Consider the following 26,706-nt stretch of genomic DNA (forward strand, 5'->3'; position numbering starts at 1 on the left):
CAAATCACCGGACGCCTTGCACGTCCGATGAGCGAGGGGTGAGTCAGGCTCACCCCCGCCGCAGGTCAGGCGATGTCTTCTGCCGGGGCGTCGAGGCCCATGGCGTTCAAGCGGGCGTAGTAGCCGTTCTGGGCCAGAAGTTCGGCGTGGGTGCCGCGCTCGACGATCCGGCCCTGGTCCATGACCAGAATCAGGTCAGCCTTCTCGATGGTCGATAACCGGTGAGCGATCACCAGGGTGGTCCGGCCTTTCATGACCTGGTCCAGTGCCGCCTGGATGTGCCGCTCGGATTCGGTATCAAGGGCCGAGGTGGCTTCGTCGAGGATCAGCAACGGTGCGTTTTTCAGCAACGCCCGGGCAATCGCCAGACGCTGGCGCTGACCACCGGACAGCAACACGCCGTTCTCGCCGACTTGAGTGTCCAGGCCTTCGGGCAACTGCGCGATGAAGTCCATGGCGTAAGCGTCTTTCGCCGCTTTCTCGATGTCTTCACGGGGCGCGCCGGCCAGATCGCCATAGGCGATGTTGTTGGCCACGGTGTCGCTGAACAGCGTCACATGCTGGGTCACCTGGGCGATGTGCTTGCGCAGGTTCAGCAGTTTGTATTGTTCCACTTCAACGCCATCGATCAGGATCTCGCCCTTGTCGTGGTGATAGAAGCGTGGAATCAGGTTGGCCAACGTCGATTTACCACTGCCCGAACGCCCTACCAGCGCCACCATCTGCCCCGGCTCAACCGAGAAGCTGATGTCGTTGAGCACCTGGCGATCGGTGTCCGGGTAGGTGAAGCTCAGGTGGCGCACGTCCAGGCGACCAGTGACCGCATCGCGCTCAATGGTACCGGTATCGATTTCCGGCTCGACATCCAGCTGTTCGAAAATGCTCTCGGCACCGGCCACGCCTTTCTGGATGGTCGAGCTGACTTCGGACAACTGGCGGATCGGCTTGGGCAGCAGGCCGGCCAGGGTGATGTAGGCAATCATGTCACCGGCTGAAGCGTCGCCGCGCAGGTACAGCACCAGGAACATCAGCACCGCCATGGCGGAGTAGATCACCAGTTGCAGCAGCGGCGTGTAGATCGCGCCGGTACGGGTCATGCGCAATTGCTTGTCGGTGTTGCCCTGGCTGGCGGCCAGGAAGCGCTTCTGTTCGTAGACTTCGCCGCCGAAGCTGCGGACCACGCGATAACCCTGGATCGTTTCCGAGGACACGTGGGTCACGTCGCCCATGGCGGCCTGGATCTTCTTGCTTTGCTTGCGGAATTTCTTGCTCGCGGTGCGCACCATGACCGCGATCAGCGGCAGGATCGCGACCATGACCAGCGTCAGCTTCCAATTCATGAACAACAGCGAGGCAAACAGGAAAATCACTGTCATGCCCTCACGAATTACGACCTTGATCGCATCCGTGGCCGCCCCGGTCACCATGGTCACGTTAAAGGTGATACGCGAAATCAGATGACCCGAGTTATGCTTGTCGAAGTACCGGTTAGGCAAGACCAGCAGGTTGTTGAACAACTGCACCCGCAGGTCGTGGACCAGCCCGAGGGACACCTTGGCCAGGAAGTAGTTGCCCAGGTACGAGCCGAAACCTTGCCACGCGGCAATCAGGATGATCAGCAATGGCACCGCCTGCAGCAGTTGCAGGTCGCGCAGGTAAGGCACCGTTGGAAACAGCACGGCCTCTGGATTGGACAGGCCATCGACGAAGTACTTGAGAATGTAGCCGAGCATTGGCTGCGTCGAGGCGAAAATCAGAAAGCCGACAATGCTGATCAGGAACAGACTGATGTACGGCCGGACATAGCCGAGCAGACGGAAGTAGATTTTCAAGCTCGATGGGCTTGCGGAGAGACTGGAGTCGGTCATATCACGCGAATGTCGATAAAAAGGACGCTGACTTTAGCACAGCTTCTTCAGGGTTCTGGCAAACGCATAAAGGCTGTTATTGTTAGGCACTGCATTCAGCATCAAATAGCCATCCCCCCGAAATGGCCGATCAACTTCAGGATTGAATCTCTCAGCATGCAACTCAGCGGTTTCAACAGCACGTCCAATCGAGTTTTCGACTTCATTTGCCTGTGGATTCTTCCACTGGGCTATCTTTTGCTCCTGTGTGCGCTGTTCTTTCTGCCCGGGCGCAGCCTTCACCACAAGTTGTTTTACGGCCTGTTCAGCATTCCATCGCTGATTGCCCTGTGCCTGCGCCCGCGGGAACTCAAGGAATTGCTGCGTGAACCGGTGTTCATCGCACTGTTGCTGTTCGCCGCGTGGGCCCTGCTAAGCCTGTGCTGGGGACCGACGGATGACGAGAGCATCCCCGCCCAGTTCAAGCCGGCGCTTCATACGCTGCTGTTGTTCGCCGGTTCCTATCTGCTGGTGCGCCACCGCAGCGAAATCATCCAGCCACTGCTGTTCAGCGCGGCGATGGTCGGGTTGATCGCCTCGGTCTACAACCTGTTCATGTTTGCCCATATCTATGAGCCGGGCATGCGACTGATTGGGGGCGGCGCGTTCGACAACCCCTTGCTCAGCTCGCATATCTTCGGCTTTTTCTGTGCCTATTGGTTGAGCCTGAGCATGACCTGCAAGCGGCGCCAGATGCTCTGGCTCAGCCTTCCGGCGATGGCCATCATGTTTGCCGCGGTAATCGCCACGGGCTCCAGGACCCCACTGGTTGCCCTGACACTGGCTGCGCTCTGGCTGGGCTTCATTTGCTGGAATCGTCGTTCAATCGTATTGCTCGCAGCGCTGACCGTCAGTGGGTTAGCGGTCAGCGTGCTGTTTTCGCGGATGCTCATTGAACGAGGCGACTCCTTTCGCTTTGAAATCTGGCAGTTGGCCCTGAGTCGGATTGCCGAACACCCGTGGATTGGCCATGGCTACAACGCCAGCCTGGCACTCGACCCCGGCGTCGGCTACACCTTGCAAGAGCCGCATAGCTTTGCGCTCGGCGTGCTCTATTACGTCGGCATTATCGGCTTGTTGCCCTGGCTGTTTTTCCAGGCCTGGGCCCTGTTGAGCAGCTGGCGCTATCGCGTCCAACCGCTGTTCATTGTTGCCTCGACCTGGCTGATATTCGGGATTGGAGCAGGTTTGACCGAGGGCGGCGGGATCATTTCTCGCCCCAAGGAGCACTGGTTCCTGCTGTGGATTCCGCTGGCGCTGATCGCTGCGCTGAGCATCAACCAGCGCGCCAGACGCCTGCTGGCCACGCCGGTCAAGACGCTGACGCCGACGGCATTCGTGCAGATGGCCGCCAATGCCCAGGTGATCGAGGAGGATGGTCTCGGGCCGAAAGTACTGCGCCTGGTCGATGGCAGTTTCCTCAAGCTGTTCCGTCGTCGTCGCTGGTACACCTCGGGCAGTTTCAACCCTTATTCCGAACGCTTTGCCGTCAACAGCGAGCAACTGCGGACCCTGGGCATTCCAACACCACAGACCCTGGCCCTGTACCGCCTCGAAGACGGCAGCAGCGCGGTGCATTACTCGCCACTGCCCGGCAACACCCTGCGCCAGGTCCTGCAAGGGATCACCGCGCCGGCGGTGCGCCAGGCACTGGTAGAGCGTTTCGGCAAGTTCATGGCGCAGTTGCATGAGCAAGGCGTGTATTTCCGCTCCCTGCACCTGGGCAACGTACTGGTGCTGGACGACGGCGAGTTCGGCCTGATCGATCTGGCCGACATGCGCATCTACCCGTCGTCACTGAGTCTGTCACTGCGTCAGCGTAATTTGCGTCATATGCAACGCTACACCGAAGATCGGCGCTGGCTGTTCGAAGATCACTTCCAGGCGCTGCTCCAGGGATACGCCGCCACCGCATCCACATCCGCCGTAAACAACCTGCACAGGCAAGTGCTGGCCGCCAGCAACACGGCCCGGGCTCATTGATGATTGAAACCAACCCCCTCATAGCGGTGGCAGCCTACGTGCTGGCCATCCTGACAGCCGCCTTGTTGTTGCGCGCCGTGCCGAAAATCGCCCGCCACCTTCAGCATTCCGGTGAAAGTCGCTTTGCCAGCATCGACGGCTTGCGCGGCTATCTCGCGTTTGGTGTGTTTATTCACCACTCGATCATTACCTGGATCTTTCTGCGCACCGGCGTGATTGATTTCCCGCCGAGCAATTTCTATTCGCAGCTCGGCCAAGGCAGCGTCGCGCTGTTTTTCATGATCACCGGTTTTCTGTTCTGGAGCCGATTGCTCTCCCAGGGACGCCAACACGATTGGCTGGCCTTTGCGGTCTCCCGGCTGTTCCGCCTGTATCCGCTGTACCTGCCACTGATGCTGATTGTGTTTGTCTCGGTCTTCCAGTTGCAGAACTGGGAACTGAAGGAGCCCGGCATCAAGCTTGCCGGACAGATCCTGGCCTGGCTGACCTTTGACCGACCGGACATCAACCAGTACCACCAGACGGGCATGCTGATTTCCAACGTCACCTGGACCCTGGGCTACGAGGTGTTTTTCTACCTGGCGCTGCCTCTGGCCGCGATGGTGTTCATCTATCGCGGCAGCTGGCTGCAAGTGGTGTTGTGCCTGATCGGCATTTACGTGCTGTACCAGGTGGTCGGCTGGGAACACTCGCTGAAGAAGCATTTCCTGGCCAGCTTCCTGGGGGGTATCGCTGCCGCGTACTGGGTGCGCCGCCCGCAACTGGTGGCCTGGAGTCAGACGCGACTGGCGGGCATTATCGCGTTGCTCGCCCTGGCCATTGCCTTTACCGCTTTCAACCGGGCGTTCAGCCTGATGCCGCTGCTGCTGATGTCGGTGTTCTTTGTGATCGTGGCATCCGGGCACACGCTTTTTGGCGCCCTGAAGCCGCGCAGCATCCGCTGGCTGGGAGAAATCAGCTACAGCACCTACCTGCTGCACGGTTTCCTGCTCTGGGTCATGGTGCAGCGCCTGCCGCACGTGCTGAACATCGACACCCGGGAAACCTGGGTCTTCCTGCCGACGATGGCGCTGTGTGCGTGCCTGCTGATTATCATCAGTAGCGCGACCTTCCTGTACATCGAAAAGCCTGGCATCAACGCCGGCAAGCACGTCTTGAAGTGGCTGCGTCAGGGCCGGATGGCGAAGAACCTGAGGGAAAAGTTCGCCCGATAACATCGAGCGAACTGCCTGAACGAATTCAGTCCTTTTCCAGCGGCGAGAAGTACAGCCGCCCCAGACCACGCCAGGTCTTCTTGTTCCAGGCCTTGAGCGGGATCTGCGCCAGCAGCTCCCGCGCCAGCTTGCGGTCACGGTTGGCGGTTTTAAGGAACATCGAGCTCAAGAACTTGTAGCGCACCTCGTCGTACAGCGGATGATCGCTGAACAAGGCGTAGGAGCGCAGGATGTTGTCGATCATGAAACGGTGGTTCTTGTAGGAGTTGGTGGCGTGCTTGCGATAGCGCGCCATCAGCACATTCAGGCCGTCGATGAAATAACCGGCATGGGTCACCTTCAGCTCGATCAGCAAATCCTCCAGACGAATGTTCGGATCGAACCCGCCCACCTTGTCCAGCGCTTCACGGCGAATCATCAGGGTCGGCGCAGGCGGGTAAGGCTTGCGCTCCAGGAACATGTCATCGAAATCCAGGCGACGGAACGGCACATCCCGGCGCTGGCGCTTCTCCGGGTACAGATTGCCATCGGCGTCGATCAGCTCGATGTTGCCGGCGCAAATGCCAACCTCGGGCTTGCCGTCCATGTACGCCACCTGCGTGGCGATGCGCTCCGGCAACATGATGTCATCGGAGCCGAACGGCACGATCAGGCTCCCCGTGGAACGGGCGATCGCGCCATTGAGCGTATTGGTCAGCCCCTGATTCTCCTGAACCCGGAAATCGAAGCCGTGTTGAGCCTGCAACGCCTTGATGCGCTCGACGCTGTCGTCTTTTGAACCATCATCGACCACCAGCAACTCGATGTTCGAGTACGTCTGGTTGATGACGCTGAGGATGCTTTCCTCGATGTAGCGAGCGTGGTTGTACGACGCGATGATGACCGTGACGATGGGTTGCGCGTCGTTCATTTCTGTTCCTTGCGAGCCTGTTCCAGGCCGGAGTCGATCAGGTTCAGGTATTCCTGGCGGAACACCTCGATGTCGTGTTCGGTCTGCAGATAACGGAACGCCTGTTCGCCCTTGGCCTTGAGTTCGTCGTCCGACAGGCCGAGGTAGTTATCCAGCGCCGCGACCAGGCTTGGCACATCCTTGGGGGTAATCGCCAGGCCACCGGCGCCCTCGATCAGCGGCAACATGGCCGGCACGTTCGAAGCGATCACCGGCAGATGCCCGCTCATGCCTTCGAGCAGTGCCAAGCCCAGGCCTTCGGCCAGGGACGGCATGGTCCAGACGTCGAACGCGCGAATGTACTGCAAGGCGATTTCCTTGAAACCCAGCAGATGCGCCCGGCCGGTCAGGCCCAGGCGCTCGATCTCGGCGGCCAGTTTCGCTTCTTCGCGGCCGGCACCGATAATCGCCAGTTGGGTGTTCGGGTATTTGTCCTTGAGCGCGGCAAATGCCTGCAACAGGTAGGTATGCCCCTTGACCGGCACCAGGCGACCCAGGGCGCCAATCAGCCGCACCGACGGGTCGATGCCCAACATCTCACGGGCGCGCTCGCGGCTGTGCTGCAAGCCTTCGGCCTGCTCGATGTCGATGGCGTTGGTGATGGCGTAGGTGTTCTGCTCGGTAAAGCCGCAATCGCAGTCCAGCAGGTACTGTTTGACCGCTGGCGAGACGCCGACGAAGCGCCAGTGCCGATCCACCAGGCGCTGGGTCTGGCGGCGCCGGTAAAACCGGTCGTACTCGCCAAAACCGTGGGAGATGCCGATGCACAGCGGCACTTTCAGCCAACGGTTGAGCGTCAGCATCATGTTCACGGGTTTGAAACGGTTGCAGATCACCACGTCGAACTTCTCTGCGCGGCAAAACTTGTACAACTGCCACATCGCGCGCAGGCGCATGCCCTTGAGGGACTTGTCGGAAAACTCGAAATACACCGAACGGTCGGCACGGCTCACTGCCTCGCCCGGCCCCGGCTTGCCGCGTAGAAACGCGGCAGTCACCTCATAGCGATCGCTCGGCAGCGCCTTGACGATCTGCTCTGCCAGGTCGGCAAAATCATGGGCTTTGACGTTGTAGTCAGGCTGCAGTTGCAGAACCTTTGACCGTTGACTCATAACTCTCCCCGTGGAAACCAGTCGCATCGATGACCCAGGCCGGTTCGGCGGCGAGGCGCCTGACCTCGGCTGGATCGGGTGGGGGCAACCGTGACCACTCGTTGCGTTTCCAGCAAACGAAGTGGAAATACGGAAACCGGCGATCGCCATCGCGATCATTGCTCAAACTGCCATCGCGCCAATACCAGTGACGCGGAAAATCGTCCGTGCCGTCATGCCACTTGATGCAGCCACCCGGCGTGCTGAAGGCCTCGGTGAATTCGCTGCGGCGACGCCACGGATTGAGCTTGCCCACCAGGGTGAACAGCGGCTCTGGAAAATTCTTGCGCCAGTGGAAGATACGGCTGAAAGCCCCTTCGTCCAGCGCGTGATGCTCCTGGTCGGTAAAACGCGTTTGCCAACCCTTGATCTGCATGAACAACTCACGCTTGCGCGCGGTATTGCGCATCAGGCATAGATGCCCTGCAACCCGCCGCTCATGGGTAGAAAACAGGTCATGACCGGCCAGCCGATCCGGGGTGAAGTAACTTCGCAGGTCACCATACACCAGATCAATATCGCCAAACGCCCAGAAATCATAGCCTTGCAGGCGGTCGGCATGAATGTGTCCCAACGCCGGCTTGATATCGCACAGCTTGTAAGCGGCAGCGGGCGCAAAGTCGATCTTCAAGCGCCGTGACACCAACGCACAATAATCACTGAAGGTCATGGCCTCGACGGTGACGTTGGGCGGCAGATTTTCAGGCGTACCGCAGTCACTGAACAGTAACCAGTCGATATCGGCGTTACGTCTGCAACTCTCCAGAAAGAACGGCATCCAGAACGGCCAATGGCCGAAATAAGGAATCAGAAAAAGAATACGCGGGCATGAGTTCATCACACAAAGTCACTGCGGCTGTTTAATTTGCCGACATGCTAAACCGCGTCATGCTTCATTTTTACTGTGCAGATGTATCTGTTTGCTTCAAAACCCACAACAATTCATGGCGTCTCACCGCTTTGCGGAAGAACTCATTCTCGCCATAAGTCGGCGGCACCCGTCCAGCCAACAGCCGTTGTATGCAGCGGCGCAAACGTCGCTTGAACGGCAGGGGCGGTTGCAAGTCATGCATCATGCCCAGCGCCATCGCCTTGTCGCGTTGTTGCTCGATAGACATCGGCAGGCAGCACGGCTGCATGGGCACGCTCGAATCGAATGCCGGCGGCAGCGCAATGCCCTGGCCCTCATTGCCCATCGGCCAGCGATCATTGTCGTGCAGGTGATTGGCGTAGCCGAGCAGGGTCGGCTGGAAGTCCAGGCCCCGGAGTGCTTCAAGGACGGCTTCCTGCGCGCAGATATGATCGGGGTGCGGATCGAGGGTCGGGTGCGGCAACACGATCACTTCCGGACGGGCTCGCATCAGCACTTCACGCAGGTCGGCCAGCAGGTTGTTCCAGGTCGGCGCACCGTCGGCATCGCCCGGCAGAGTGAACGGGTTCAACTGACGAAACAGGCGGGTGTCGCCCAACTCCGCTTCCCGCGAACCCATCGGTTGCGACGGCGCCGCTTTCATCGCCGCCAGTTGCAGGCAGAAATAGCCCAGCTGCACGCAATGCGCTTCCGGCACTCCGGCCCAGCGCGGCACGGCGATGCTGTCCCAGGCACGCAAGCGGCCCTTGAGCCGCGCCGCTTCAACCTTGTTCAGACCCATCTGCTGATAGTGTTCGGCTTCGATCTCGCCGGCGGTGAGCGTGACGATCCAGGCTTCACTGGCCTGGCTGTACAAACCGTAGGCCGCCAGTTCGGCGTCGTCGGCGTGGGGCGCAATGACCATGACTCGCTGACGGTGGTAATCGGGCAGCTCAAAGGCCCAGAGCACCGGTTCGCCGAGCAACCGGCAGAAGCGCCCGCGCAACCGCAACTGTCCTTGGGACAGTACGTGCGACTGACCCGTCAGGTTCAAGTAGCGCAGGCCATCGACGCCGCGTTCGAAGGTTTGCTGGTCGGGGTTATTGCCACCGGCCAACTCGATCACCGGGTCGATAAAACGGCCCAGCCAGGTGCTTTTGACCCGCAACGCCAGGACCAGCGTGGCGTCGTCGACCAGCATCACGCCTTCGTCCAGCCGCAGGTGCTCGCCCACCAAGTGAACCTTGGGCCGCTGGGTGTAGGGCGGGAAGCTGTACTGGTAATCGTCTTTGGGCGAATAGAACAAATGGTCGGCGAACCACGCCTCATGGGCGATCCAGCCCAGGACCGCGAGCACCAGCGGCAGCCACCAGGCCACCAGCAGGCCGATGACGATCAACAGCGCCAACGCGATCAGCAGACCGATGCGTTTGTTGCGACGGTGACGCTTGAGCAGTTGCTGTTTGCGACTCATGGGTTGGCTCATACGGTGAAGACCGGCACAGGATTGCACCAGCGGTCCTTGTATTCACGGTCGGCCCGACCGAAGGAAAACCGCAGCGGTTTACCCAAGGCGCGAGCGTGTTCCCAGGCGCTTTGGGTGTTGAGAAAACTCAGCACGCTGCCGGGGCTGAACTCGCGGGTTTCAGGATCGACGCCGCCATTGATGTACTCGACGCTGATCCACTCCGGCGCTTCGACGCGGTACACCAGTTGAATCGCAATCGGCGTCTCGTTGAGGAAAATCACCGAGCCGATCAACAACTCCCGCAACAACTCGATCACCTCGCCCATGCGCGCCGCGCCGGTCGCCGGAAAGCCCCAGCGGCGCTGGAACAGGTCGCAGTAGATCGCCGCCAGTTCGCTGCTGGAAAAGTCGCTGACCGGCCGTACCACTCCACCTGCTTCCTCCAGCAGACGCAATTCGCGACGCTGGTTGTAGCGAAACTTTTTCGACAGTTCTTCGGGGGTGCGGGCCATGGCCAGTTGTTCGGTTTGCAGCTTGATGCCGCTGAAGCGACCTTCGTTCAGGGCGGACAAGTAACGCCCGCGATGACGCAAAGGAGCCTGAGCCTCGGCGGCGGCCGGCAAGATCAGCTCGGCATTGCCGAGGTCGAACAAGCCTTTTTTGCCGCTGCGTTTGAGCACGTCCTTGGACAAGGCGAGGTCGCGGCCCCAGGTCGGGATCGCGGCTTTGATTTCGCCATCGTGTTCCCAGGCCAGGTAGCGCACCGGTATCTCCGCCAGCGCGGCCAGCCGCTCGACGACGATGGGATGGGTGGCGACACTGCCGCCAAAACGCTGCCAGGCATCGGCATAAGTCGAGGCGTCGACCGACGCCCAGCCTCGTTCGCGCCAGCCTTGAAATCGGTTGAGCATCAGCCCCTCTGTGCCAGTTCGGTAACGTGTGGCAAATGCCAGAAAGCCTCGCGCACCGCGCGGTCGGAGAAGCGCTCGCGCAAGCGGTCGAGCATCAGCTCGGCACACTGGCGACGTTGCTGCTCGTTCATCGCGGCCAAATGTTGCAGCCCTTGCGCCAAGCGCTCGGCATCGCCCAGCGGGAACAGAATGCCCACGCCTTCGACCACTTCCTTCGCCCCACCACATGCGGTGGCGAGCAACGGTACGCCGGCGGCCATGGCTTCAAGCAGCACCATGCCGAACGGTTCGTGATCGGAACTGAGGGCAAATACATCAAAAGCGCGGAAGTAACGCCGGGCTTCGGGCACTTGGCCGAGGAACAGCACGCGGTCGCCGATCCCCAGTTCACGGGCCAGATCCTTGAGGCTCTGTTCCAGGCGACCGGAACCGAGAATCACCAGTTGGCTATTGCCCGGCAAACCCGGCAACGCCGCGGCGAAACCGTGCAGCAGCGTGGCCTGATCCTTGTCCGGATGCAGCCGCCCGACGTTGCCGACCACCCAGGCGTCCACCGCCAGACCGAGGGTTTCCCGGGCTTCGCGAGTCGATACCTGAGTGACCTGCAAGGCCTGCACATCGATACGGTTGTACAGCGTCTGAATCCGCGCCGCCGGCCATTTCGGCAAGCACTGGCGCATGTCGTCGCGCACCGCATCGGACACGCCGAGCAGGCTCAAGCGCTTGCGGAAAATATGCGCGAACAGTTTGCGCGTGCCGCGTTTGTAATCGTCAAACGCGTGGTGCACGCCAATCACCGGCAACGAGGTGCCGAGCAAGGCGATGTAGATCGGCTTGAAACGATGGGCGATGCAGAAACTGAAGTTGCGCGAGGCGGCGATCTTGCGCAGATCGCCGATGGCGCCCAGCTTCAGGCCACGAATGGCCTTGGAGCTGTATTCCATGAACAGCACTTCATCGGAAGCGCAGCCCGCGGCGACGTCGCTATCGGCGGCCCCGGTCAAAAAGACCGTGGTCACCCGATAGCCAGTCCCCGCGAACAGGCTGGCGTATTGCCGGGCGCAGTCCAGGAACGGCCCGTCATAGCCGTGGCAGAACTGCAGCACATGGCGCTCAGCCGAGCGTGTCATAAGCGTCCGCGCCTTCTTTGACCACCAGAATGTCTTCCATGATCAGGTATTGCAGGTCGGAGCCGAAGAACATGTTCAGGGCGTCGGTCGGCGAGCAGATCATTGCCTCGCCACGACGGTTGAGCGAGGTGTTCAGCGACACGCCATTGCCGGTCAGTACTTCCAGCGCTTTCATCATGTCGTAGTAGCGCGGGTTGTATTCGCGTTTGAGCACCTGGGCCCGGGACGTACCGTCTTCGTGGACGACTTCCGGCACGCGGGTCTTCCATTCTTCCGCCACTTCAAAGGTGAAGGTCATGAACGGTGCAGGGTGATCGACCTTGATCATCTGCGGGGCCACGGTGTCGAGCATCGACGGGCAGAAAGGCCTCCAGCGCTCGCGGAACTTGATCTGGTGGTTGATACGGTCAGCCACGCCGGTCGCACTCGGGCAACCGATGATCGAACGACCGCCCAACGCGCGCGGACCGAACTCCATACGACCCTGGAACCAGGCCACCGGGTTGCCGTCGACCATGATCTTGGCGATGTTCTCCGGCATGTTCTCGATCTTGCGCCAGGCCGGCTTGCTCGGGTGACGGGCGCACGCGGCGATCACGTCTTCGTTGCTGTAGGACGGGCCGAGGTAGACGTGTTCCATCTTCTCGACCGGCACACCACGGGCGTGGGACACGTAGGCTGCGGCACCCACCGCGGTACCGGCATCGCCGGACGCAGGCTGCACGAACAGTTCCTTGACGTCATCGCGGGCGATGATTTTCTGGTTCAGCTTGACGTTCAACGCACAGCCGCCGGCGAAGGCCAGCTTGCCGGTTTCCTTGAGCACGTCGCCCAGGTAGTGGTCGATCATCTGCAGCGAGATCTTTTCGAACAGCGCTTGCATGCTGGCCGCGTAGTGGATGTACGGCTCGTCGGCGATGTCGCCTTCGCGCTTCGGCCCCAGCCACTCGATCAGCTTCGGCGAGAAGTAGAAACCCTTGCCCTTCTCTTTATAACGACGCAGGCCGATGACGTTGGCGTAGTCGGTGTTGATCACCAGCTCGCCGTTTTCAAACGAGGCCAGGCGCGAGAAATCGTATTTGCTGGCGTCGCCGTACGGCGCCATGCCCATGACCTTGAACTCGCCGTCGAGCATCTCGAAACCGAGGAACTCGGTGATCGCGCCGTACAGGCCGCCGAGGGAATCGGGATCGAAGAATTCCTTGATCTTGTGGATCTTGCCGTTTTCGCCATAACCGAAGAAGGTCGTGGCGTACTCGCCCTTGCCGTCGATCCCCAGGATCGCGGTTTTCTCTTTGAAACCGGAGCAGTGGTAAGCGCTGGAGGCGTGGGCCAAGTGGTGCTCGACTGGCTCGATCTTGATTTTCTTCGGGTCGAAACCCAGTTGCTCAAGGCAGAACACGATCTTGTTGCGATAACGCTTGTAGCGACGGTTGCCCATCAGGATCGCGTCGAGGGCGCGGTCCGGGGCGTACCAGTAACGCTTGGCGTAGTGCCAGCGCGCCTTGCCGAACAGGCTGATCGGGGCGAACGGGATCGCGACCACGTCAACGTCGGACGGCTTGATGCCTGCCTGTTCGAGGCAGAACTTCGCCGATTCGTAGGGCATGCGGTTCTTTGCATGTTTATCGCGTACGAAGCGCTCTTCCTCAGCCGCCGCGACCAGCTTGCCGTCGATGTACAAGGCTGCGGAAGGATCATGGCTAAGGGCGCCGGACAGGCCAAGAATCGTCAATGCCACAGGGGTCTAGCCTCTTTAGTCTGCATTCAGGCGACAAGCGCCTCAAAAATTAATGTGCCCTCGCAAGGGGCGAGAGACAGCTAAAGGGCGGGATTATAGCGTAAACATGGCGGGAATGACCCAGAGGTTGTTTGACGCGGACGATCAAGATCAAAAGATCGCAGCCTGCGGCAGCTCCTACACAAGGGCCATTGCCACGCCGCCAATATGCGACCGACACAAATCCCTGTAGGAGCTGCTGCAGGCTGCGATCTTGGCGCCCTATGCGGCGCTACTGATGTCCTTGGGCAACCGCTGATCAATCACCCGATACAACGCACTGCTCTCCGGCCAATTACGCATAAACCGCGCCCGATCCCGCGCATACGCCGGGGCGAAGCTGCCCGCGGAGCCGTGCTGACACATCGAATCCAGATCGATCAGCGCCCAGCGATCCTGCTGCCAGAACAGGTTATGACCCTTGAAATCACCATGGCTGATCCGCTCGCGAATCAGTTCGGCGAAGAGGTGATCCAGCGCCAGCAATTCGGCTTCTGGTGCCGAACCACTCTCAACATACGGCGCAAAACGCTCGATGATGTCCGGCCCCGGCAGGTACTCGGTCACCAGATAAGCCCGGCTGCGCAGCCACAGGAAGCGCTTTTCCAGCACGGCCAATGGCTTGGGCGTGGCGATGCCCAGGAACGCCAGGCGATTGCCTTCGCGCCAGGAATGCCAGGCACGGCTCGGGCGCCAGAAGCGTTTGAGCCAGTGGGCAAAGCCCTTGATGTTGTAGCGCTTGATCACCAGCGTGCGTCCGGCGACGTCGACCTTGCCAACGCTCGCCGCGCCGCCGGTCTTGTACAAATGGCCCTGATCGAGCAAGGCATCGGCCTGCTCCAGTACCGGCAACATCGCCGCTGCTTCCTCGCGACGAATCGCCCGCAAACCGAACGCCCCGCGCTGAACGCTGAACAACGTGCACTCACGGCCGCACTTGATCAGGAAGTCCTTCAGGCGCCAGCGGCGGACCTTGTCGATCTGCTTCTGCAAGGCTTCCATCGGCAAGGCGTGCTCGCCGTTGCTCAACAGGTAATACACCAGCAATTCTTCGGTGAACGGTTCCAGCGTCTTGGGCAACTGGGCGAAAAATACGCCGAGGTTTTCCAAAACTTTCTGTCGTGACAGCGGTTGGCCAGGGGTTTCGGCGCAGACACCGCCGCCATCGATCAGGTACAGCCGACCACGCTGGCGCAACAGGTTGTCCAGGTGCAGGTCTTCCTGCCACAGGCCCTTGCGATGCATTTGGCCGATAGCGCCCAACGCCTCGGCCAGCACCGCGCCTTGCATATCTGCCAGCACTGGCAAGTGTTCGACCTGTTTCCAGGTGTCCCCCAGGCTCTCGGCGCCTTCGATGAAATCGAACAGCAGCCAACCGCCCTCGCCGTCCTTCAAGCCATCCGCCAACAGTTGCGGTGTGGTCAGGCCCTGGTCTGCCAGCAAACGCACGCCATCGCGTTCACGCTGGAAATGCCGCGCCGCTTTGCTGCCGACCAACAATTTGGCCAGCACCGGCCGGCCGCGCCAAACGCCCGCGCCAACGTAACGCTGCCCCGGCAACACCCGCAGCAAGCTCAACAATTGCAAATCGGCAGGCCCGGCGGCATCGGCCAGCGGAATGCTCAATGGCAGGCTCGGGCTACGGCCGGCGTTTTTCAGTTCGGACAAACGCATCAACGCGTCTCCTTGTGACTGCGCCGTGCGGTCAGGCGCGAAACCCAGGTGTCCACCAACGAACTGTCACTGGACTGATCGACGTAGCTGGCCAACATCTCGCGCAGCTGACTTTCGGTCCATTCCGGCGCCCGGCGCAGCAGCGGCTCCAGATCCTTGATCCGGTCACGCTGACCGAACAGCAAGGGCCGGGTCTTTTCCAGGTCGATCAATTGCGCCTGGTAACCGTCGCCGGTGGCCCGCAGGAAAATGTGTTTCGGGTAGAAGCAGCCATGCACCTGACGCACACTGTGCAGGCGCCGCGCCAGTTGCCCGCAGGCGTGCAGAATTGCCGAGTGCTGCGCCGCGCTCAGGTCCGACCAGCGCTGCAACAACGAGTCCAGGTCATCCCAGCCATCCAGCGCGCGGGTCAGCAGGATCGCCCGAACTTCGCCGTCGACCTTGCGCTCACCGAAAAACGCCGCTTGCAGCGCCGGGATGCCCATTTTCTGATAGCGCGTGATGTTGCGAAATTCGCGGGCAAAACTCGGTTCGCCGAACGGCGCGTGCAAGGTCCGCGTCAGGTAGTTGCTCTGGCGCTTGAGGTAGAACCCCTGACCTTCCAGATCCAGCCGAAACACGCTGCTCCAGCCGCCGCCCGCGGTGTTGGGTTCATCCACCGCGTCGAGCTGCTTGGCCCAGAGGGCGTCGAAGGTGCCGAGACCATGACGCTCAAGCAGCGCACGGTCTTCAGCGGCCAGAAAATCAGTCATTCGCGTCCCTCGAAGAATCTCACCACGTGCCGGATGCGTTTTTTGTCGGCCGCGTTGAGCCGGGTCCGTCCGCGATATTGCAGGTAGAAGCGCAGGCGCTGGGTAGCGGACAGGTGATATTTGGCCACCTTGTCGAGGCAGGCCAGGTCCTTGGTGATCCGGTATTTGAGCCAGAAACCGCGCCAGAAATCGCCGTTGGGGCAATCGATCAGGAACAGCCTGGCTTGATCGTCGATCAGCAGGTTGCGCCACTTCAAATCGTTATGGGTGAAGCGATTGTCGTGCATGGTCCGGGTGTAACCCGCCAGTTGCCGACTGATGTTATCGACCCAGGCGCGGTCCGCCAGTTTCGGATCATGCCGGTCGGCCAGGGCCGACAAGTCTTCGGTGTTCGGCAACTCGCGAGTGATCATCGCCCCACGGTCGTACGCCGCACCGCGCCGCTCCAGGCCCCAGGCCACAACTTCGGCAGTCGGGATGCCCCACTTGGCGAAGCGCTTGAGGTTCTGCCATTCGGCTTTCACCCGTGGCTTGCCCAAATAGCGACGCAGGCCTTTGCCGGCACCGACGTAGCGCTTGACGTAATAGTTGACGCCGTTGCGCTTGACGCGGATGACCTCGGACAACGGGTCACGGGTCAGGCGCTCGCCCTGAAGGGCAAACACCGCTTCCAGGCTACCGAAGTCTTCGGCCAGATCGCTGTAGGCAGGTTCCAGTCTCCAACCCGGCATCAGAGCGCATCCCCGTATCGCTGTTTACGGTCGTAAAGCTTGTTGGCCTTGCCTTCGAGCCAGGCGAGCAACCCGGCTTCTTCACCCAGAATCTGGCGCAAAGGCTGCTGGAAGTAGCCCTTGAGGAAACGCAATTTGTCGCGCCGGGTCAGGCCGATGTCCAGGGCCGAAAAGTACAGCGCCGCCAGATCCTTGTTGCGCCAGCGCTGAGTGATCGCCGGGCGGGTCTGGGCGCGGTGCAGGTCGATCACCGAGAGTTTGAAGTCGTCCGCGGTCACCGGTTTGTCGGTGTGCAACAGGAAGTGGCAGATGTAGCAGTCGCGATGGTTGACCCCGGCGCGGTGCATCATGCCGGTCATGCGCGCGACTTCGGCGATCAGTGCGCGCTTGAGCTTCGGCTCGGGCGGGTGCTTGACCCAATCGATGCTGAAATCTTCGAGGCTGACGGTCGGCGCCAGTTCTTCGGTGACGATGAACGAGTGCTGGTCCGCCGGATTGCTACCCTTCTCGCCGTAAGCCACGGCGGTCATGGTCGGCACGCCGACGTCTTGCAGGCGCTGGATGGCCTTCCACTCCTGGCCCGCACCGAGTACCGGCAGCTTGGCGGTGAGCAGGTTCTTGAAGATCTCGCCCCAGCCGATGCCACGGTGGATTTTCACGAAAAACCCGTTGCCGTTCACTTCAGTGCGCAGGGTCCGGCGCGCTTCGAGCTCGCGGTACACCTCGCCCTGCAAGCCCTCGACTTCGGCGAACGGGTCGCGTCCGGCCCACAGGCTTTTGAACGGTTCAGCCAGCATCAACTTCATTAAGCGTGCTCCGCCAGAATCACATCGGCCGCGTGTTGCGGCATGCTGTAGAGGTCGGCCGTCTCGGCGAAGGCCAGACCGTTGCGGCTCCACGCCGCTCGTGCTTGCGCGTCATTCAACATGCCGGTCAGGTACTGCGTGAGCTGCGCCTGATCGAAGGGTTCGTCCAGCACCAGGCCGGCGTCGGCCTCGGCGATGTAATGGGCGTAACCACAGACCGCGCTCACCAGCACCGGCAACCCGGCGACCAGCGCTTCAAGCAGCACCGTGCCGGTGTTTTCGTTGTACGCCGGGTGGATCAACAGGTCGGCGCCCAACAGGAAACGCGGGATATCGCTGCGGCCCTTGAGGAACGTCACGTTGTCGCCGAGCCCCAGTGTCGCGCTTTGCATCTGGAACAATTTGGGGTCGTCCTGGCCAATTACAAACAGCCGGGTACGTTTCTTCAGATCAGCGGGCAACGCCGCCAACGATTTGAGGCTGCGATCCACGCCCTTGGTCTTGAACCCGGAGCCGATTTGCACCAGCAGCAAGTCGTCATCCTTGAGCTTGAACTCACGGCGGAATTCGGTGCGAATTTCGGCGGCATTCGCTGGCGCGCGACGGTCCTGGGAAATGCCCGGCGGCAGCAAATGGAAGCGTTCCAGCGGCGTGTCGTAATGCTTGATGAACAACGGCTGCTGGACTTCAGAGATCATCAGCACTTCGGTCTTGGCGTCCTTGGCGAACACTGCGCGCTCGTACTCGGCGAAGTGCCGGTAGCGGCCCCAACGACGGTACAGCGAGTTGCGCAGGTTCTGCGCCTTGTCTTCGAAGCAGCCGTCGGCGGCGTAGTAGACGTCCAGGCCCGGCATCTTGTTGAAACCGATCAGGCGATCCACCGGACGCTTGGCCAGATCGGCCTCCATCCACTCGCTGAGCTTCTCGTTGCGTCGATGGTTGAAGAACGCCTTGACCGGCGCCACCAGCACTTCGAAACCCGGAGGAACGTCGCCCTCCCAGATCAGGGTGTAGACGCGGATCTGATGCCCACGCTGCTGACACTCCAGGGCAATGCGCATGAAATCGCGCTGCAAACCGCCAAACGGAAAATATTTATAAAGGACAAAAGCCAATTGCATCAGCGCAGCTCCTCAGCCAGTAACAACGTGCTCAGTCGGCTGGCGACACGCTGGGGATTCAGACGCGTGAAGCACAGGGGCCACTCGCGTTTCAGGTCAAACTGACGAGCATCTTCGGTCGTCGGTTGATAGGTGCATTTCTTTTGCAGGCACGGTGCGCACGGAAAGTCGCTGGCTATGTGAATCTGCGCCTTGCCGTAGGCGCCGGTCAGGCCCGGGTTGGTCGGACCGAACAGCGACAGGGTCGGCACGTCCAGCGCGGCGGCCAGGTGACCGAGTCCAGTGTCCACGGCCACACACGCCTGGGCACCGGCCAATACTTTGCCAACACCGGCCAGATTCAGTTTGGGCAGCACTTCGACATGGCGGAAACCGGCGGCGATGCGCTCGGCGCGGGCCTTCTCGATCGGGTTGCCCCACGGCAACTTCACCGCGACACCGAGATGACCGACACGCTCGGCCAGCTCACGCCAGTAGGCTTCGGGCCAGTGTTTGGTGTCCCACGTTGTGCCGTGCAGGAACAACACGTACGGATTCTTGCGTGGCAGCTCTACCAGACGCTCGACGTTCAGGCCGTAATCGCCCAAGCCCTTGGGCAAGTCGTAGCCCAGCGCCAAGGCGAACAACTGACGAACTCGCTCGACCGCGTGCTGACCACGGCCCACGGACAAACGTCGGGAGTAAAAGCGCGCAGCCATCGGTTCGCGAGCCGAATCCTTGTCCAGCCCGGCCACCGGGGCCTTGATGTAACGGGTCAGCCAGGCGCTTTTCAGCAAGCCCTGGGCGTCGATCACCAAATCGTATTTAGTCTCGCGAACGCTTTGTTTGAAGCGCTTCCACTCGCCGCTTTTAATGGTCTGCCAGATGTTTTTGCGCCAGCGCCGGATCGCCACCGGGATCACCTTGCCCACGGCCGGGTGCCAGGTCGGAATCTCGGCAAAGCCTTCTTCCACCACCCAGTCGAACGTGATGCCGGGGATCGCCCGCGCCGCGTCGGTCAACGCTGGCAACGCGTGAATCACGTCGCCCAGCGAGGAAGTCTTGATCAACAGTACCCGCAAACTAATTGACCTCGACCACAGTGCCCTGCAACCGCTGCAAGGCTTCGTTGACCGGTTGCGGCATCAGTTGGCGCAAGCAGTTGTAATGGCCGAAGCGGCAGGTGCGATCGAAGCACGGACTGCATTCGATACCCAGGCGAACGATCTCGACGTGCTCGGCCAGTGGCGGGGTGAAGCCCGGCGAAGTCGAGCCGTAGACGGCAACCAGCGGACGGTTCAGGGCCGCGGCGACGTGCATCAGGCCGGAGTCGTTGGACACCACGGCATCGGCGCAGGACATCAGGTCGATGGCCTCGGCCAGGGACGTGCCGCCGCTGAGGTTCACCGACTCTTCACGCAAACCGGGAATCAACCGCGCGCGGATGTCTTCGCCGACCGCGTGATCGTTTTTCGAACCGAACAGCCAGACTTGCCAGCCTTCGCGGATCTTGGTTTCGGCGACCTTGGCGTAATGCTCGGACGGCCAGCGCTTGGACTCGCCAAACTCGGCGCCGGGGCACAGGGCCAATACCGGACGATCCAGGGTCAGGCCGAATTTGGCCAGCGCGGCTTCGCGAGTCACCGGGTCGATTTGCAGGCTCGGCCGTGGATACGGTTGCGGCAGCTCGGCGCCACGCTCGTAGGCCAGGGCCATGAAGCGTTCGATCATCAACGGGTAGCGTTCTTTATCCAGGGTGCGCACGTCATTGAGCAAGCCGTAGCGGAACTCGCCACGCCAGCCGGTGCGTTTCGGGATGCCAGCGAAAAACGGCACCAGCGCCGACTTCAGGGAATTGGGCAGCAGGATCGCCTGGTCGTACTGGCCGACCAGGGATTTGCCGATGCGCCGACGGGTCGCCAGCTCGAGGGCGCCATGGCCGAGCGGGAAGCTCAAGGCCTGGCGCACTTCGGGCATGCGTTCAAGGATCGGCCGGCTCCACTCGGGGGCCAGCACGTCGATTTCGCACTGCGGGTGGCGCTGCTTGAGACACTGAAACAGTGTCTGCGCCATCACCATGTCACCGACCCAACTGGGCCCAACGATCAGAATTTTCATGTGGTTTCCAAAAACGAACCGGGGAGGCATACGCCTCCCCGCCTCGAGAATCCAGCACCTGCAGCCTTGGCCGGCAGGTCATTTGGACGAGCCGGTTGGGGCTCGTCGGATCAATTTCATGCACATCAATAGCAGTCAGCATAACCCTTTGGGTTAAGCCCGGTTGCCTGAGTGCCAGGTTAAGCCCGGCACATGTCAAGTCAGCTTCAGCTTAGCCCCAGCTCACGCCAGATCCGCGATACTTGCCGCCGTTCGTCCACGAACTGGTCGCCGGGAATCACCCCGGGGTCCTTCTGTAAGGCCTGCCGGTGCGCGGCGGAGCGGTAGGCTTTATAGGCCTCGCGCAGCAGGCTCGCGTCTTCGACCGGCATCAGCCCTGCCTTTTCCAACTCTTCCAGAATGCGGATGTTGTCAGTCCAGCGCAGCAATGACGGGTGCAGTTCGGACCACGCCAGGGCCGCGTATTGCACCATAAATTCAATATCGACGATACCTCCGGCGTCCTGCTTGAGATCGAACGGCGCCGTGGCCTCGAAGGCATTTGCCCCGGTGCCGGCGGCGGTGCTCTTGGTGCCGAGGTTATCGCGCATCTTGGCGCGCATCTCGCTGACCTCCTGGCGCAAGGTCGGCAAATCCCGGGCCTTGCCCAGAATCGCCGCGCGAACTTTTTCGAATGCCTGGCCGACTTCCTGACTGCCCACCAACACCCGCGCCCGTACCAACGCCTGATGTTCCCAGGTCCAGGCCTCGTTTTCCTGATAACGGGCAAACGCCCCGAGGGAACTCACCAGCAACCCGGACGCGCCGGACGGACGCAGGCGCATGTCCACTTCATACAACTGACCGGAGTTGGTCTGCGCCGTGAGCAAGTGAATGATCCGCTGCCCCAACCGAGTGAAGAACTGCGCACCATCGATAGGTTTCGCCCCGTCGGTTTCCGCCTGCGGATCGCCGTCGTGGATAAACACCAGGTCCAGGTCCGAACCATGCCCCAATTCCAGGCCGCCGACCTTCCCATAACCGACAATCACGAAGCCGGGATCGCACAAGGTGCCGTCGGTGCGCAGCGGCGTGCCGTATTTGGCCACGGTCTGGCGCCAGGCCAGGGCCAGCACTTGTTCGAGGATCGCTTCGGCGAGCCAGGTCAGGTAATCGCTGACTTTCATCAACGGCAGGCTGCCGGAGATTTCCGACGCCGCTACGCGCAAGCGGTGCGCCAGTTTGAAATGGCGCAGGGCTTCCATCTGCTGTTCGAGGTCGTCCTCGGGAATCCGCGTCAGGCGTTCGCGCAACTCGGCGGCCAGTTCCGGCGCCAGCGGCGGCTTGAACAACCGGCCTTCGTTGAGCAACTCATCGAGCAGCAACGGAAAACGGGTGATCTGCTCGGCAATCCACGGGCTCGCGGCGCACAGGGTCAATAAACGACGTAGGGCGCTGGGGTTTTCCGTGAGCAACACTAAATAAGCCGAACGCCGGGCCACGGCTTCCACCAATGGCAGCACTCGCTCCAATACCAAGTCTGGATTGGCGTGTTCCACAGCCTGGGCCAGCAAGCGCGGAATAAAGGCATCGAGGCGTTCGCGCCCCAGACGCTGCATAGCGCGCAATTGCGGACTGCCGCGCAGACCGGCCAAGGCTTTCAGCGCCTTGCTGGCATCGGCAAAACCGCCCTCTTCCAACTGACGGCACGCAGCCTCTTCATCCTGGGCCTCTTCCCACAACGGCAACCACTCACCGCCGACCACCACTTCGCTTTCGGCCCCCTCTTCTTCGTCAGGATCGGCAATCACCTGCGCAAAGTGCCAGGCCACGCGACCGCGCCAATACATCAGCCGCTCATGGAACGCCGCCCAATCGGCAAACCCGAGCATGAATGCAATCCGCGCCTGATCCTGCGCGCCATCTGGCAGCATTTGGGTCTGGCGGTCGGCGATCGCCTGGATCGCGTGCTCGGTGTAACGCAAGAATTCATAACCGTTGCGCAGCTCGGCGATCACCGGTGCCGGCAGATAACCCTGACCTTCCAGGGTGCTCAATACTTTTAATAGCGGACGTTGTTGCAGGCTCAGGTCGCGACCGCCGTGGATCAGCTGGAACGCCTGGGCGATAAATTCAACTTCACGAATGCCGCCGGAGCCGAGTTTGATGTTGTCGGCCATGCCTTTGCGCCGCACTTCCTGCTGGATCAACTGCTTCATGGTGCGCAGCGCTTCGATGGCCGAGAAGTCCAGATAACGCCGATAAACGAAGGGCCGCAGCATTTCCTGCAATTGCGCGCCGGCCACCTGGTCGCCGGCCACCACCCGCGACTTGATCATCGCGTAGCGTTCCCAGTCACGGCCCTGGTCCTGGTAATACTGTTCCAGCGCATTGAAGCTCAACACCAGCGCACCGGCCGAACCGTAAGGCCGCAGGCGCATATCGACGCGGAACACGAAGCCGTCGACGGTCATCGGGTCCAACGCCTTGATCAGGCGCTGGCCGAGACGGATGAAGAATTCCTGGTTATCCAGTGAGCGCTTCACGCCAACGGTTTCGCCGCCCTCGGGGTAAGCGAAGATCAAGTCGATGTCGGAGGACAGGTTCAGCTCCACCGCGCCGAGCTTGCCCATGCCGAGGATGACCATTTGCTGCGGCTCGCCACTGCGCCGGCCGGTGGGCACGCCGAATTGCTGGCAATGCCGCGCGTACAACCACTGATAAGCCTGATCAATGCTGGCATCGGCCATGTCCGAGAGGTCGCGGCAGGTCTGGACCAGATCGGCCTGGCGGGTCAGGTCTCGCCAGATGATCCGCACTTGATGGCGGGTGCGCTGACGGCGCAGGACGCGGCCGAGTTCGTCTTCGCTTTCAGCCGCATTCGCTGCCGCCGCAATCTGCGCGCACAGCTCGCCGGGGGCAAAGGCGCGATCCAGTTCGCCGGACTGCACCAGCGCCAGCAACATCAAAGGGTCACGAACGCTCTGTTCAATCACGAAGTCGCTGGCGGCGGTGACGCGGGCAAATTGCGCCCAGCGCTCGGGCGTCCAGGTGGACAGGCCATGGTCGTCTTCCAACAAGGCGACGGCCGTACGGAACGACTGCTCGGCACGGGTGACCAACGGCTGGAGAATGGCGGGCAGTTCGGCAAGCGAAGGCAGGGTCATGGTCTATCCTTGATCGGCGTGTGAAGGGCTGCATGTAGTGATTTCTGAAAACCCGCTACGTGACCGACTGTCGAACAAAGGTTAGAAATAGCTGAAATTTCTTTTATTTTGGCAGCCAACATCAAGCTTTCACCTTTTCTGGTTGGCAAAAGACCAACCTTAACGATTATTCTCACAACGCAGCCGGAGGCCACAAGCCATTCATCTGTAGTTTTACTACTCGTCTATACATTCGAAAGGCTGAAATGCCCGTTGATTTGTAGTAAAACTACACGCCGCCGGAACAACCTCTCGGCAATCCAAGAATTTATATCGTCTGCCCACAAGGCCAGTCGCAAACTCAGGCAACCGATTCTGGAAGCCTTTCCGCCCTGGAGCAAGCCATGCAAGACCTCGATCCCGTCGAAACCCAGGAATGGCTGGACGCCCTGGAATCGGTTCTCGACAAAGAAGGCGAAGACCGCGCTCACTATCTGATGACCCGTATGGGCGAATTGGCAACCCGCAGCGGTTCGCAATTGCCTTACGCCATCACCACGCCATACCGCAACACCATTCCTGTGACCCACGAAGCACGCATGCCTGGCGACCTGTTCATGGAACGCCGCATTCGCTCGCTGGTTCGCTGGAACGCGATGGCCATGGTGATGCGTACGAACCTGAAAGATTCGGACCTGGGCGGTCACATCTCCAGCTTCGCCTCCAGCGCGACCCTGTATGACATCGGCTTCAACTATTTCTTCCAGGCCCCGACCGACGAACACGGCGGCGACCTGATCTACTTCCAGGGCCACACCTCGCCAGGCGTCTACGCCCGTGCGTTCATGGAAGGCCGCATCACCGAAGAACAAATGAACAACTTCCGCCAGGAAGTCGACGGCCAGGGCTTGTCGTCCTATCCGCACCCTTGGCTGATGCCTGACTTCTGGCAGTTCCCGACTGTATCCATGGGTCTGGGCCCGATCCAGGCGATCTACCAGGCACGTTTCATGAAGTACCTGGAAGCCCGTGGTTTCATCCCTGAAGGCAAGCAGAAAGTCTGGTGCTTCCTGGGCGACGGCGAGTGTGACGAGCCGGAATCCCTGGGCGCCATCTCCCTGGCTGGCCGCGAGAAGCTCGACAACCTGATCTTCGTCATCAACTGCAACCTGCAGCGCCTCGACGGCCCGGTTCGCGGCAACGGCAAGATCATCCAGGAACTCGAAGGCGTGTTCCGCGGTGCTCAGTGGAACGTGACCAAAGTCATCTGGGGCCGTTTCTGGGACCCACTGCTGGCCAAAGACGTCGACGGCATCCTGCAACGTCGCATGGACGAAGTCATCGACGGCGAGTACCAGAACTACAAAGCCAAAGACGGCGCGTTCGTACGTGAACACTTCTTCAACACGCCTGAACTCAAGGCGATGGTTGCCGATCTGTCCGACGACGAGATCTGGAAACTCAACCGTGGCGGCCACGACCCGTACAAGGTCTATGCGGCGTACCACGAAGCGGTCAACCACAAAGAACAACCAACCGTCATCCTGGCCAAGACCATCAAGGGTTATGGCACCGGTGCCGGCGAAGCGAAGAACACCGCGCACAACACCAAGAAGGTTGATGTTGAAAGCCTGAAGCTGTTCCGCGATCGTTTCGACATCCCTGTGCGCGACGAAGAGCTGGAAAACCTGCCGTTCTTCAAGCCAGAGCCAAACAGCGCCGAAGCCCGCTACCTGAGCGAGCGCCGCACTGCACTGGGCGGTTTCGTGCCACAGCGCCGCGCGCAAAGCTTCAACATCCCGACGCCGCCACTCGACACCCTCAAGGCCATCCTTGACGGCTCCGGCGACCGTGAGATTTCCACCACCATGGCGTTCGTGCGGATCCTCGCGCAACTGGTCAAGGACAAGGAAATCGGCTCGCGCATCGTTCCGATCATCCCGGACGAAGCCCGTACCTTCGGTATGGAAGGCATGTTCCGTCAGTTGGGCATCTACTCGTCCGTTGGCCAGCTCTACGAGCCAGTCGATAAAGACCAGGTGATGTTCTACAAAGAAGACAAGAAGGGCCAGATCCTCGAAGAAGGCATCAACGAAGCGGGCGCCATGAGCTCCTTCATCGCTGCCGGTACTTCGTACTCCAGCCACAACCAGCCAATGCTGCCGTTCTACATCTTCTACTCGATGTTCGGCTTCCAGCGTATCGGCGACCTCGCCTGGGCCGCTGGCGACAGCCGTACCCGTGGCTTCCTGATCGGCGGCACCGCCGGCCGGACCACGCTGAACGGCGAAGGCCTGCAACACGAAGACGGTCACAGCCACATCCTGGCCGGCACCATCCCGAACTGCCGCACCTTTGATCCAACCTACGGCTATGAGCTGGCGGTGATCATCCAGGACGGCATGAAGAAGATGACCGAAGAGCAGCAGGACGTTTTCTACTACATCACCGTGATGAACGAGTCCTACCAGCAACCAGCCATGCCGGCCGGTGTCGAGGAAGGCATCATCAAGGGCATGTACCTGCTCGAAGAAGACACCCGCGAAGCGGCGCACCACGTTCAACTGATGGGCTCCGGCACCATCCTGCGTGAAGTCCGCGAAGCCGCGAAGATCCTGCGTGAAGAGTTCAACGTCGGCGCTGACGTGTGGAGCGTTACCAGCTTCAACGAACTGCGTCGCGATGGCCTGGCCGTGGAGCGCAGCAACCGTCTGCACCCGGGTCAGAAGCCTAAGCTGAGCTACGTCGAAGAGTGCCTGAACGGCCGTAAAGGTCCGGTCATCGCTTCTACCGACTACATGAAGCTGTTCGCTGAACAAATTCGTCAGTGGGTCCCGTCCAAGGAATTCAAAGTCCTGGGCACCGACGGTTTCGGTCGCAGTGACAGCCGTAAGAAGCTGCGTCACTTCTTCGAAGTCGACCGTCATTTCGTGGTGTTGGCAGCCCTGGAAGCCTTGGCTGACCGTGGTGATATCGAACCTAAGGTGGTGGCCGAAGCTATCGTCAAGTTCGGGATCAACCCGGAAAAACGCAACCCACTGGACTGCTGAGGAGACA

19 protein-coding genes are annotated in these 26,706 nt (G+C 60.8%); 3 read left to right on the top strand and 16 right to left on the bottom strand.

What is annotated here, in order from left to right; genetic code table 11:
* Window positions 1-65: 65 nt before the first annotated feature.
* Entirely contained in the window at window positions 66-1,868 is a 1,803-nt protein-coding gene (msbA, locus tag HKK53_RS17880; RefSeq protein WP_169371920.1) for a lipid A export permease/ATP-binding protein MsbA, read from the bottom strand.
* 156 nt (window positions 1,869-2,024) lie between these two features.
* Between msbA and HKK53_RS17885 the strand changes: the two genes are divergently transcribed.
* Together HKK53_RS17885 and HKK53_RS17890 are read left to right on the top strand one after the other, a co-directional pair.
* On the top strand, window positions 2,025-3,890 hold the full coding sequence (locus tag HKK53_RS17885; protein WP_169371921.1) for a bifunctional O-antigen ligase/aminoglycoside phosphotransferase family protein: 1,866 nt from the start codon (window positions 2,025-2,027) through the stop codon (window positions 3,888-3,890).
* Window positions 3,890-5,104 (top strand): acyltransferase family protein, encoded by a 1,215-nt coding sequence (locus tag HKK53_RS17890; RefSeq protein ID WP_169371922.1) that lies wholly within the window; start codon window positions 3,890-3,892, stop codon window positions 5,102-5,104. Before HKK53_RS17885 ends, HKK53_RS17890 begins: the two co-directional genes overlap by 1 nt.
* A 25-nt stretch (window positions 5,105-5,129) precedes the next feature.
* Here HKK53_RS17890 and HKK53_RS17895 read toward each other — a convergent pair whose 3' ends face one another.
* The 15 genes from HKK53_RS17895 to glnE form a co-directional block, all read right to left on the bottom strand.
* Window positions 5,130-6,014 carry a glycosyltransferase gene (locus HKK53_RS17895; RefSeq protein ID WP_169371923.1) on the bottom strand — a complete coding sequence of 295 codons (885 nt, stop codon included), beginning with the start codon at window positions 6,012-6,014 and terminating at the stop codon, window positions 5,130-5,132.
* Entirely contained in the window at window positions 6,011-7,165 is a 1,155-nt protein-coding gene (locus HKK53_RS17900) for a glycosyltransferase family 4 protein (protein WP_169371924.1), read from the bottom strand. The genes HKK53_RS17895 and HKK53_RS17900 overlap by 4 nt, the downstream gene beginning before the upstream one ends.
* Window positions 7,128-8,045: a DUF6625 family protein gene (locus HKK53_RS17905; RefSeq protein ID WP_169371925.1), complete on the bottom strand. Its 918-nt coding sequence runs from the start codon at window positions 8,043-8,045 to the stop codon at window positions 7,128-7,130. Before HKK53_RS17905 ends, HKK53_RS17900 begins: the two co-directional genes overlap by 38 nt.
* Before the next feature lie 58 nt (window positions 8,046-8,103).
* On the bottom strand, window positions 8,104-9,528 hold the full coding sequence (locus tag HKK53_RS17910; RefSeq protein ID WP_169371926.1) for a PIG-L deacetylase family protein: 1,425 nt from the start codon (window positions 9,526-9,528) through the stop codon (window positions 8,104-8,106).
* 8 nt (window positions 9,529-9,536) lie between these two features.
* Complete coding sequence (locus HKK53_RS17915) at window positions 9,537-10,433, bottom strand: antimicrobial resistance protein Mig-14 (RefSeq protein WP_169371927.1); 897 nt, start codon at window positions 10,431-10,433, stop codon at window positions 9,537-9,539.
* Entirely contained in the window at window positions 10,433-11,563 is a 1,131-nt protein-coding gene (locus HKK53_RS17920; RefSeq protein WP_169371928.1) for a glycosyltransferase, read from the bottom strand. Before HKK53_RS17920 ends, HKK53_RS17915 begins: the two co-directional genes overlap by 1 nt.
* A complete protein-coding gene (locus HKK53_RS17925; protein WP_133837954.1) occupies window positions 11,547-13,304 on the bottom strand; it encodes a carbamoyltransferase family protein in 1,758 nt (585 codons plus the stop codon). The genes HKK53_RS17920 and HKK53_RS17925 overlap by 17 nt, the downstream gene beginning before the upstream one ends.
* 261 nt (window positions 13,305-13,565) lie before the next feature.
* On the bottom strand, window positions 13,566-15,017 hold the full coding sequence (locus HKK53_RS17930; RefSeq protein WP_169371929.1) for a lipopolysaccharide kinase InaA family protein: 1,452 nt from the start codon (window positions 15,015-15,017) through the stop codon (window positions 13,566-13,568).
* Complete coding sequence (locus HKK53_RS17935; RefSeq protein WP_169371930.1) at window positions 15,017-15,769, bottom strand: lipopolysaccharide kinase InaA family protein; 753 nt, start codon at window positions 15,767-15,769, stop codon at window positions 15,017-15,019. Before HKK53_RS17935 ends, HKK53_RS17930 begins: the two co-directional genes overlap by 1 nt.
* Window positions 15,766-16,500, bottom strand: coding sequence for a lipopolysaccharide kinase InaA family protein (locus HKK53_RS17940; protein WP_169371931.1), 735 nt, complete (start codon window positions 16,498-16,500; stop codon window positions 15,766-15,768). The genes HKK53_RS17935 and HKK53_RS17940 overlap by 4 nt, the downstream gene beginning before the upstream one ends.
* Entirely contained in the window at window positions 16,500-17,306 is an 807-nt protein-coding gene (gene rfaP / locus HKK53_RS17945) for a lipopolysaccharide core heptose(I) kinase RfaP (RefSeq protein WP_169371932.1), read from the bottom strand. The genes HKK53_RS17940 and rfaP overlap by 1 nt, the downstream gene beginning before the upstream one ends.
* The gene (locus HKK53_RS17950; RefSeq protein ID WP_169371933.1) at window positions 17,306-18,427 is read right to left on the bottom strand and encodes a glycosyltransferase family 4 protein; all 1,122 of its coding nucleotides are present in this window, start codon (window positions 18,425-18,427) and stop codon (window positions 17,306-17,308) included. The genes rfaP and HKK53_RS17950 overlap by 1 nt, the downstream gene beginning before the upstream one ends.
* On the bottom strand, window positions 18,427-19,488 hold the full coding sequence (waaC, locus tag HKK53_RS17955) for a lipopolysaccharide heptosyltransferase I (protein WP_169371934.1): 1,062 nt from the start codon (window positions 19,486-19,488) through the stop codon (window positions 18,427-18,429). Before waaC ends, HKK53_RS17950 begins: the two co-directional genes overlap by 1 nt.
* Before the next feature lies 1 nt (window position 19,489).
* Window positions 19,490-20,524, bottom strand: coding sequence for a lipopolysaccharide heptosyltransferase II (gene waaF / locus HKK53_RS17960; RefSeq protein ID WP_169371935.1), 1,035 nt, complete (start codon window positions 20,522-20,524; stop codon window positions 19,490-19,492).
* 206 nt (window positions 20,525-20,730) lie between these two features.
* Window positions 20,731-23,670: a bifunctional [glutamate--ammonia ligase]-adenylyl-L-tyrosine phosphorylase/[glutamate--ammonia-ligase] adenylyltransferase gene (gene glnE, locus HKK53_RS17965; protein ID WP_169371936.1), complete on the bottom strand. Its 2,940-nt coding sequence runs from the start codon at window positions 23,668-23,670 to the stop codon at window positions 20,731-20,733.
* Window positions 23,671-24,053: 383 nt separating this feature from the next.
* Here glnE and aceE point away from each other — a divergent pair, with 383 nt between their 5' ends.
* Window positions 24,054-26,699 (top strand): pyruvate dehydrogenase (acetyl-transferring), homodimeric type, encoded by a 2,646-nt coding sequence (gene aceE, locus HKK53_RS17970; protein WP_169371937.1) that lies wholly within the window; start codon window positions 24,054-24,056, stop codon window positions 26,697-26,699.
* Window positions 26,700-26,706 lie beyond the last annotated feature (7 nt).

The organism is Pseudomonas sp. ADAK7, from assembly GCF_012935675.1.
Lineage (GTDB): Bacteria > Pseudomonadota > Gammaproteobacteria > Pseudomonadales > Pseudomonadaceae > Aquipseudomonas.